This is a genomic window from Spartinivicinus poritis, assembly GCF_028858535.1.
GTDB lineage: Bacteria > Pseudomonadota > Gammaproteobacteria > Pseudomonadales > Zooshikellaceae > Spartinivicinus > Spartinivicinus poritis.
On record NZ_JAPMOU010000106.1, the window covers coordinates 1 to 6,521 of the forward strand.

Sequence of the window (6,521 nt, forward strand, 5' to 3'; positions counted from 1 at the left end):
TAAAACGTCGTGGTAAAGGGTTATTAAGTGATTTAGTAGGGCTATTAATATAGCCCCCAGGAATCTATATTGAGCCACTATTCAACCCTATCACCTATATTTAAGTCATTATACTTTAAAACAATAATTGACCAATGCCGGAATATATAAAAATAGGCTACTCTCATTTTCATGGTTATATCCATTCATAGCATGGAAATTGTTGATGAAAGTACCAATAATTTGGTCATTTCACAATATATAATTGATATAAAAAGCGGCCATTCATCGGAAATTTTTTGGGACGTTTGTTTTTAGTAAGTTTAAATTGAATAAGAGCTTCTTATAACCATTATTGCCCTTGTACCTTAGAGAAGACAGAACTCCAAGCGCCAACCAGCTTAGCTTGAACGTTGTGGCTTGAAAATATCCGCTCTGACCCGATTAACAATTTTTCCCTATGGTTTTGTTTATATACGTTGCGATGAGCTATCAGAGCAGTTTTGTTACACACTTTGAGGTCATGGTCCAAAGCAAAAAAAACATCGAATAAGGTCTTCAATGGGAGATGTAGGCGCTTGTTGGGATAGTGCTGTAGTGAAGCGATTTTTTGGTAGCTTAAAGAACGACTGGATTTTGAAGGTAGAGCAACCTAACCCTCCTTTAAAGTACAAGAACTCGTCTAGAAATATCCTGCTTTTCAATAACTTGGTAACCTTCATTAAGCAAGCGTTTACGATGCCAGCCGTTATAAAAAAACGACCAAGCTAAAACTAAACAAAATCCTACAAAGTGATCTAATGGGTGAGGATAATAGCCTCTTATAAGACCTACAATTACACAAAAGCCAATAACAGTAAGTACACTAATAAGCAAGAGAATAATGCCTGGAAAATCCCTTCTGAAGAACAACATTGGAAGAGGCCCAAAAAAGAACACTGTGTATGATACCCCATCATAGGCTTTAACTATTTTGCCTTGATCAGACTTAAGCAAGTATTGGTTATCTGCCATATCGACTACTCATCAAACAGCTTTATTTATATAGTGTAGCAGTTTGCTCATTTTACAAAGACTAAAAAGTCTCGCTGGATGGGGTTTAGTGCCCATTTCCTTTTTAATTGCTTCTTTGATCTCTTCTCCTTATTTTTCGACGAGCTTATCTGTATCAGAGCTTTAAATTCAGCCGTCTGACCAAGCCCTCAATCCAGTTAATCAGGATTCACCTAAATCTAATCAACATGGCTATCAACAGCCTTACCCACAGATTTTGTGGATAAAAACTAGTCTGTCTGTTCATGCTTGTAATTCTTACAATGAATGCGTGACGAAATCACGTTTAATCTAAAATTTGCTTCACGCAACCAGTAACATCAGTGTTCAGGTAAGCCCCTTATAGCAAGGGGCCACTTTTATCAGCTTCTTTCATTAATACTTGATCAACCCATTTATTTAAACTAAGCCCAGACTCTTTAGCTGCAGCCATAAACACGCCGTGATGCTCTGGTGTAGTCCTAACTAAAAACTCACCACTAAATGGTGTGCTAGGCTCACGCCCAATACTTTTGCAAAACTCTATATGAGTATCAATAGAACGTTTCATTTCCAGCTTAATATCTTTGACGTTCTCAGCCTCAAATGTGATGACATCACGAGTATTTGTGATTTGCCCGTGTAATACCTCTGCTTCTTCATCATAAGTGACAGAGGCAATGTAGCCTTTGTAACTAATCATGGTTTAACTCCAGCCTGCTCTAAAAACCGTTTAGCAGATTCAACCGCACCCTTGCAGGCTTCCTTTTCAGGATGGGGTCGGTGGAAAGTGGCTACCTCATCATTCAATACCACATGAACACGAGAACCAGCACCTTCATGAATCTCACCACCTGCCGCCTTAAACAGCGCCTCAATATCACGCCAAGCAATGCTTGATAGTGTTGGCTTTTGAAAAACACGCTGCAACGTACGCCGATGTCTATTATTCATACTTTTATGGTATCAAAAATTGATATCATATCAAGACTGCAAAATTCTGTTACACGGTCACAAGACCGGAAATTTGCTCTCCGCAATCAATAACACCAGTGTTCAGACAAGCAACTACAGTGGATTCAAGGTGGACAGCAAGCCGTGGCAAAAGATGATGGATAAGCTAGGACAGCTAAAGACTGCCCTTAAGCTTACCCACAACTTTTACTCACTCTGCCCACCTTACTCCTACAACCCTTAATAACAGATACCTACACAACAAAAGAAAACACCTACTTTTATCAATGGAGTAACAATAAGGTGCCATCTTTCTAAGGGGGGGGAATATATACAAGCAGAGCTAATGCCCCCTTTACCTTTTGTAATTTCACTCCAGTAGCGCTTAACAGTTCGAACTGACCTACCAGCTAGTTCAGCAATGGTTACTTGTGTGGCATTTAGGCCAGCCTCCATAAGCTTTTTCACTGCATCCAATAGTTGGTTAAGGGTCTGCTTCCGTCGTGTTTGCGCGGTTGTTTGTGCTGCTTCAGATTGAGCTTGTTTTACTTCTTCTGGTGAGAGTGGTGTTTTACTATTTTCAAACAAAAAGCTGCTATCAACGCCTAATAAGCGTTCTAAATAGTCAGCTACTGAATCTTTACGGTACTTGTAGTGCGTTTTACGGGCCGTACTGAGGTATTTGATAAGGCTGGTCTTTGGGTAACTTAATCAGCTCATCATTCAGCGTCAGAATGTCTTGAAAGGCATCTTCTTCGCTCGACTTCATGTGTCGTAGAGCGACATAGAGAATAAACGCTACGGAGTCACGCTTACCCTCTGGCACACCTGTCTTACGAAAATGGCTAAGCGTATGAAAGTAGATTTTTGCCCACCATTGGCCGATTGTGTGGCGGCCAGTGACTTTATTTTTATCACTTGGGCTTACTACAGCTGTAGCTTTCTTCTTAGGCAATACAGCAACTGTACTGCTTGCAACAGCCGGAACTGGCTGCTTATAAGACACATTAAGCGCTTGGGCTAAACCAGAAAACGAGTAAAAAGGGCCACCTATATAACCTTGGGTTAAGCGGCCTGACTTGCCGTGATAGGTGCCTATCATTCGCATTACACGGGCTGGATCGCGGCTAGCTCCCCAATCGACATGCCATAGCTCACTACCCGTCAACGCTTTACCTAACTTCGTGGTGATGTTGCGCCAGATATCTACACGCCACTTGTAAGCTTCTACACCTGCATAAATCCAATAAAGGTGTATACCGCCTGTGCCGGATAAAATATAACCAGTTGGTTCTGGTAAGCCTGCTTGTGTGATTTGGCTAAAGACTTCAGAGATAACTTTCAGCTCATCATCTTCCGAAAGGATCTCATGGCCTTTGGTGTCTATCTCCAACCAATTAGCGTGCAAGCTCGCTAGCTGCTTTGTATTCCGCCAATCAAAAAACTGATTCGGTGAGATAAACAAATCAACTGAGCAGCGTTTGCTATCTATCGAAGGTAAAAAGGCTTCAGCTTTGACTTTGAAATCTTGGATAGAAACAACAGGCTTTCCTGACTGTCGTGTGCCTGTCGCTTGCCAGGCTTTTTCCTTGATTCGTGGCGACCAAAGATAACGACAATAGGTTTCTTGCCCGACTCCTAACAGACGAGAGAAGTCAGCCGGGTAGACAGTCCTATGGTATTGACAGCTTAAAACTGCGCTCATAATGACAACGAGTAAGAAAAAATCTTACGAATTGATTGAGCGCAGACCAATAGACGCAAATCGCCTACAGATCAATATATATGGGGTATATGTGCACTTATGTATTGGAGGAGAAAATAAAAAATTCATCATAACGTGACCACTTTTTTTAGCCAAAGCTTGCCTAAAGGCCAGATCACGTATTACACTAAAAAGCACATCACCGCTTCGTTGTGTCTTTTACATGACATGACCGCCCAAAAAGCTCAAAACCTAGTGTTGCTCAAGCACTGGTTTTTTTTGGTTTTAGGGGTTTAGTTTTTGCTTTCGCCTATAAGTTAACCCTATAAGTTAACCCTTAAATTTAACCCTTAAATTCATTTCTTTTCTGTGACAATCAGACTTCACCTGTCGCCACATTTGTTCATTCTATACACAAAAAGTGTCTTACTATAACCCATTGATCTATGAAAAAATACTACTAATGTGGGTTATCCAGTTGATACTAGCAGCAAATCAATCAGATATAAAACAAATGTGTCAGTCGGCAGTTTGTGTATATTTTTTGTTCACAAGCTTTACATCGTTTCTTATCTGATTGATATAGAGTACTTTTTGATCATTTTTAGCATCGAAGTCCAGTAAGCAAGCATACTCTGCTAGTAGTATATTGGCTGCATTAAGCGTATTTTTGATCGTTTTTTGTCTAACTGCTGTTTCTATCATTTCTTATCATTCAATTCCGCTCTGGCGGCCTCTAAATTTGATCGGGCATTGTAACAAAATACTGTATTTATATACAGTATTTTGACCAACTAGATTAACCTCTTGGTAGCACCAACTCCAAAGTAGTTTCAGTAAACCCACCGCCTAAACTATGCTCAACAGTCTTTACTACCCAATCACCATTGGCACTTGTCTTATGATTAACTAGTGTTATTCGCTGCTCTGGTGCTATCTCTGGCGACAATGGTCGTGTAAGTGACAGTGACTTTTTACCTCGCTTTAGCCTGTTCAACCTTGAGCTAGCCGCACTTTTAGCTTCTTTTGCTGTTTTGTAGGTTTCTCTTAAAACATATTTAGGCTCGCCCTGCCCTGCCAATACCGCTATCTTTTGCTGCTTTTCTTCTGAAAACCAATAAGCTTGAACAGCCTGGTAATCGTTGCGTTCATTGATAACAACACGACCACTACTGTTGTGTGGGTCGTTAATAGTGATGGTAGGTAATTTCTGGTTACGAATATTTCTACTTTCACCCTTCGGCACAATATACAGCTTATTCGCCATGGCTTTGGCTATTGCATTGTGTTTGTTCGCTAGCCTAGTTAATAGGTTTAAATCACTCTCCCCTTTCTGGTCGATATGCTCAAACTGTATTGGGGCTAATTCAGGGTTAATAGCAAGCTGATAACCACCATTATCGGCTGTTTTTAAATACAACAAATGGAGAAACAGTGGGAAGTCCTGCTCTGAGAGAACCTCCAGTCATCCTTTAGTTTACTCCACCGATTGTGTAATAAATAATCATGCCGGGGGGGGGATGACCCCATCTTGACTACACTTATCTTTAGAATGAAGAAGTGTGGACTCTTTGCGCTTTTGCGTGAATTGTTCAAAATAAATACACTTCCTGCTGCAATTCCTGGCCTCAATTATAAGCCGGGACACCCAGTAAAATCAGGAGCTAGCGAGTAATTTAAATAAAGTACAGATTTCCCTGCTTCTGCGGAAGCATGGTTAATAAATAACACTAAGAAGTGTCCCGCTTTAGATTAGAGGCCGCGCTGTTTGTCCTGCCAAAGATAGAGGAGTGGCTCTTGTATTACCTATTGCTAACATAGAAGCAATGAGGTTGCACTTAACAGAAATTTCAAAAGCCATTTCCAAGGGAAGACACGGACTGGTTATCGTTGATCAAGCTGCATGGCATACGACTCATCATCTAGAAATACCTGTGAATATCACGCTATTAAATTTACCACCTGTTTCCCCAGAACTTAACCCAGTAGAGCGGATATGGGAAAACTTAGAGAAGATTCACTGGCAAACCGTTGTTTTAAAAATTTCAATGATATTGTTGAGTCTTGTTGTGAGGCATGGAATGTATTTGTGAATAAGAAAAATAACATTAAAAGCTTGTGCTCCAGGAGCTGGGCTGTTTTAACAAGCTAATAAACAGGATTGGTATAGCTAGAAAATCATAAAGTGACATAGTCGATTCGCTCAATAAACAGGCTGTATCTGAGGGTAGAGGCATTCTATTTATGCCACATTATAGATTTCCAGCTATATAAAATGCGTGTTGATTCTGTTAAGACAATCATTAGGCAGCCCCTTTAGGTGACTGAATGGCTTGAACTAAACCCATTAATTGGTCGCTACTCAGGTCTCCTTCAATGACCATGTGAGTATCATTAGGTAAACACAAGGTGATGCATAAGGGGGCTGATACACTTTCTGGCATAGGCAGTGTTATAAAAGGGGTCTTTATTGGTTGGACTGTATCTGTCGTTTGTTGCCAGCGTTTTAATGCCGAGTGACTTAATCCTAACCGCTTAATCACTTGGGAAATAGAATGATCCGCTAATAAAGCAATTGCCTGTTGGCGTAACTCAATGGGGGTTTTACTTCGTCCAGAAGGTTGATTATCTCGCCAAGCTTTAAATGCTTGAGCAACTGAATCCAGTGAAGGGGAGTCTGACATGGCATACCTCTGTTAATGAAAGGAGGTGCCAGTTAATCACGTATTAAAAGCTAAGTTGAGCTATGCATTCGGAAGCTCTCGGTGCGCAAAGTTTCTCGCTTAACCTGGATATTTTCATGGGTATTTAAGAGTTCAGAGAGATGCTGTAGATTGACATCATAATATTT

The 6,521-nt window shown here is 40.6% G+C and carries 8 protein-coding genes; 1 reads left to right on the forward strand and 7 read right to left on the reverse strand.

Annotated features, from left to right (window positions below; all coding sequences use genetic code 11):
• Positions 1-642 precede the first annotated feature (642 nt).
• The 6 genes from ORQ98_RS28605 to ORQ98_RS28630 form a co-directional block, all read right to left on the reverse strand.
• Positions 643-993 carry a hypothetical protein gene (locus ORQ98_RS28605; RefSeq protein WP_274692243.1) on the reverse strand — a complete coding sequence of 117 codons (351 nt, stop codon included), beginning with the start codon at positions 991-993 and terminating at the stop codon, positions 643-645.
• Positions 994-1,372: 379 nt separating this feature from the next.
• Positions 1,373-1,714: a type II toxin-antitoxin system HicB family antitoxin gene (locus ORQ98_RS28610; protein WP_274692244.1), complete on the reverse strand. Its 342-nt coding sequence runs from the start codon at positions 1,712-1,714 to the stop codon at positions 1,373-1,375.
• A complete protein-coding gene (locus ORQ98_RS28615) occupies positions 1,711-1,965 on the reverse strand; it encodes a type II toxin-antitoxin system HicA family toxin (RefSeq protein ID WP_274692245.1) in 255 nt (84 codons plus the stop codon). Before ORQ98_RS28615 ends, ORQ98_RS28610 begins: the two co-directional genes overlap by 4 nt.
• A 240-nt stretch (positions 1,966-2,205) precedes the next feature.
• Positions 2,206-2,553, reverse strand: coding sequence for a hypothetical protein (locus ORQ98_RS28620; RefSeq protein WP_274692246.1), 348 nt, complete (start codon positions 2,551-2,553; stop codon positions 2,206-2,208).
• Between the two features lie 73 nt (positions 2,554-2,626).
• Positions 2,627-3,670, reverse strand: coding sequence for a hypothetical protein (locus ORQ98_RS28625; RefSeq protein WP_274692247.1), 1,044 nt, complete (start codon positions 3,668-3,670; stop codon positions 2,627-2,629).
• Positions 3,671-4,469: 799 nt separating this feature from the next.
• Positions 4,470-5,093 (reverse strand): contractile injection system protein, VgrG/Pvc8 family, encoded by a 624-nt coding sequence (locus ORQ98_RS28630; RefSeq protein WP_274692248.1) that lies wholly within the window; start codon positions 5,091-5,093, stop codon positions 4,470-4,472.
• Positions 5,094-5,421: 328 nt separating this feature from the next.
• On the opposite strand from ORQ98_RS28630, the gene ORQ98_RS28635 reads away from it, so the two are divergent.
• Positions 5,422-5,763 (forward strand): transposase, encoded by a 342-nt coding sequence (locus ORQ98_RS28635; protein ID WP_274692250.1) that lies wholly within the window; start codon positions 5,422-5,424, stop codon positions 5,761-5,763.
• A gap of 210 nt (positions 5,764-5,973) precedes the next feature.
• On the opposite strand, the gene ORQ98_RS28640 is transcribed toward ORQ98_RS28635, so the two are convergent.
• A complete protein-coding gene (locus ORQ98_RS28640; protein ID WP_274692249.1) occupies positions 5,974-6,354 on the reverse strand; it encodes a helix-turn-helix domain-containing protein in 381 nt (126 codons plus the stop codon).
• Positions 6,355-6,521: the final 167 nt, after the last annotated feature.

Coding starts and splice junctions, on each gene's coding strand:
- ORQ98_RS28640 (WP_274692249.1), bottom strand. CDS start 6,354: ATGTCAGACTCCCCTTCACTGGATTCAGTTGCTCAAGCATTTAAAGCT.
- ORQ98_RS28605 (WP_274692243.1), bottom strand. CDS start 993: ATGGCAGATAACCAATACTTGCTTAAGTCTGATCAAGGCAAAATAGTT.
- ORQ98_RS28610 (WP_274692244.1), bottom strand. CDS start 1,714: ATGATTAGTTACAAAGGCTACATTGCCTCTGTCACTTATGATGAAGAA.
- ORQ98_RS28625 (WP_274692247.1), bottom strand. CDS start 3,670: ATGAGCGCAGTTTTAAGCTGTCAATACCATAGGACTGTCTACCCGGCT.
- ORQ98_RS28615 (WP_274692245.1), bottom strand. CDS start 1,965: ATGAATAATAGACATCGGCGTACGTTGCAGCGTGTTTTTCAAAAGCCA.